This is a genomic window from Oleiphilus sp. HI0123 (assembly GCF_001635315.1).
The window spans coordinates 1-2,696 of record NZ_LWGE01001310.1; the positions used below are offsets into that span (position 1 = coordinate 1).

Genomic DNA, 2,696 nt, shown 5'->3' on the forward strand with positions numbered 1-2,696 from the left:
TTTAGATATTACACAGGCGAAAGCCGATATGACTTCAGATGAGATAAGCGCTCGCCTTCAACGGGAGAAGGACGATATTCGAGCTTTGCAAGTTAGCAAGACACCAACCTTTTTTGTTAATGAACAAGCGCTCCCCAAGTTTGGATCACAAGAGCTATACGATTTAGTTACCAAGGAACTCGCTAAATAATAATTGAGGTCAGAGTAAAAAATAATTTTTTACTCTGACCTCAATTTTAGTTCTCGCAACGCTTGGCTTTGGTAACCCAAGTAATAAACTCATGGGCAGGCATTGGTTTGGCGTGGTAATAGCCTTGCACGGATGAAACATTCTTCTCGGCAAGAATTTCCAGTTGCTCACGGGTCTCAACCCCTTCGGCAACAACCCTCAATCCGAAGCTTTGTGACAAAGAAACAATCGCATCAATAATCGCTGTCCCTTTGCTCTCTATCTGTTTGATAAAACTTCGGTCTATTTTCAACTCATCAATTGGAAAGGAGTGCAGATAAGCCAAAGAGGAATATCCAGTACCAAAATCATCGACAGAGAATCTAAAACCTTTGCTCTTAAGCGACTGCATTTTTTCAACAATCATCTCAACGTTTTCCATCAGCATACTTTCAGTGATTTCCAATTTAAACTTCGAGGTAGGTAGCGAAAACTCATCTACCACTAGTTTAATGCGTTCCTCCAAATCAACGTCGAATTGGCATGCGCTGATATTAATTGCCATCGTACACCTATCATGAGACGCTCCAGTCTCTTTTAGTGCAACGATCAACTCACATGATTCGCGCAGGACAATCTCTTGAATACGATGGATCGCGCCGGTCTGCTCAGCAATAGGAATAAATTTGTCGGGGCTAATTACCCCTTCCTCTGGGTGAATCCAGCGTACCAGAGCTTCTGCTCCTACTAAGGCTCCCCCCATATCCAACTGGGGCTGAAAGTAAGCTTCAAACTCATTCTTTGATATCGCTGCTTCAATATCACGCTCAATTCTTAATTGAAGGTCAGCCATTCTTTGCAACTCAGGGTCAAAGAATGCGTAGCGGTTACCACCTGCCTTTTTGGCTTTATACATCGCGGAGTCAGCACGTTTCAAAATTTCACTGGCGGAAACTGCTTTTTCATGGATCAAACAAATACCAATACTCGCACGCACGGCATAGTGAGCGTCCTGAAGAGTCAAGGTTTGCGAGAACACGTCTAATAAACTTTCAGCCAGCTTACTTGCTTCACGATGCACGTTATCAATATTTTTAGACTTAGACTCTAGTAAGACGACAAACTCATCACCCCCTAGGCGCGATAAATTTGTTTGGGGCCCAATGAATGGTTTCAGATTGTCAGCGATCTTGACCAGTAACTGATCACCGACCGTGTGGCCCAGCGAGTCGTTAATTCGTTTAAAATTATCCAGGTCCATAAATAGCAATGCGCCGATTAAATCATAGCGAGCAATTTTATCTACCGTGCAATCAAGATAATCATTAAACATTCTACGGTTCGGCAAGCCTGTTAATGGATCATAGTAAGCCAGCCTCTCAATATTTTCTTCTGCCTGCTTTTTTTCGGTAATATCTCGGGCGATCCACAGAACATGCTTTTTTTCTGGCTGCTCAGGCAAGTAATGATTGATCGGACAGATTCGCCCTTCAAAGACCCTGCGTCCCCCCTTCACTTCTAGAGTATATTCAAGAAATTCCAGCTCTGAATACTCGAGCGCCCGCCTAATAGCAGAAGTCAGCTGAACAGCGGTATCACAATCAATCACTTCTCGTATATTTTTACCGATAAGTTCTGAACTATTGACAACCAGTAGCTCACCATTGCCACCATAGATATCGATATAATTACCTTCTTCATCGAGAATGAGGCCCAAATCGGGAATGACGGAGATAAAAGCTTTGAGCTTTTCGTTGGATGTTTTTAGCTGGGCATTCAAGACTTGTTCACGCTGCATTGAATACTCTCTTTCAATTGCTATACGAGATAAGCCAGTGAAGTGATCAATTAACTCAAGGTCTTCAGGTTCAGGGAAGCGAATCTCGGGGTAATAAATAGCAAAGGTGCCCAAAACCTCACCTGTTGAAGAGACAATGGGCGTCGACCAACAAGCGACTAGGTTGTGAGGTAAAGCAAGGCCTTTAAAGTCCGCCCACAAGGGGTCTGTAGCGATATCGGCAACAATCACCTGCCGCTTAGTAAACGCAGCCGTGCCGCAAGAGCCAACGCTTTCGCCTATTTCGACACCATTAACAGCGTCACAATATGCCTTAGGCAAACTCGGTGCTGCGCCGTGGTGTAAGTTGTTCCCTTTCAATAAAAGAATCGAGCTCTTGCCGGCCTTGCTTGCCAAGGCCTGCTCGATTGAACTACAGATTTCTTCCAAGCACTCTGGTAGAGACGCGCCCGACGAAACCATTTCGGTAATCGATTGCTGAGCGCGTAATAATTTCTCCAGGACCTCTTGATCCATAACGACCCTCTATTGCATTTATTATTGTTATTTGTCGTTGTTACAGTTAAGACTGTCATCAGTATAGTCGAGAGTCTGAATAAATGGCTATTATAGAATTCGCAATTAGTCACTCACCCTAACAATCCATAGCCATCCAAAATACTGTAATACGCTTTAATCCAAGGTATGCTGCTCTACTAAAATACCTTCAAAAACCAAAGATTTATAACC

Annotated in this window: 2 protein-coding genes; one reads left to right on the forward strand and one right to left on the reverse strand. The window is 43.5% G+C overall.

The genetic code is table 11. The annotated features are described in order from the left end of the window. Positions 1-190: thioredoxin domain-containing protein (locus tag A3761_RS15930; protein ID WP_156491891.1), on the forward strand; the 190-nt coding region annotated here is incomplete at its 5' end. Positions 191-236: 46 nt separating this feature from the next. Here the strand turns inward: A3761_RS15930 and A3761_RS15935 are convergent. After that, a complete protein-coding gene (locus A3761_RS15935) occupies positions 237-2,483 on the reverse strand; it encodes an EAL domain-containing protein (protein ID WP_068739647.1) in 2,247 nt (748 codons plus the stop codon). Between the last annotated feature and the right edge of the window lie 213 nt (positions 2,484-2,696).

Excerpts from the sequence above, each read along its gene's own strand:
- A3761_RS15935 (WP_068739647.1), bottom strand. The coding sequence starts at position 2,483 with ATGGATCAAGAGGTCCTGGAGAAATTATTACGCGCTCAGCAATCGATT.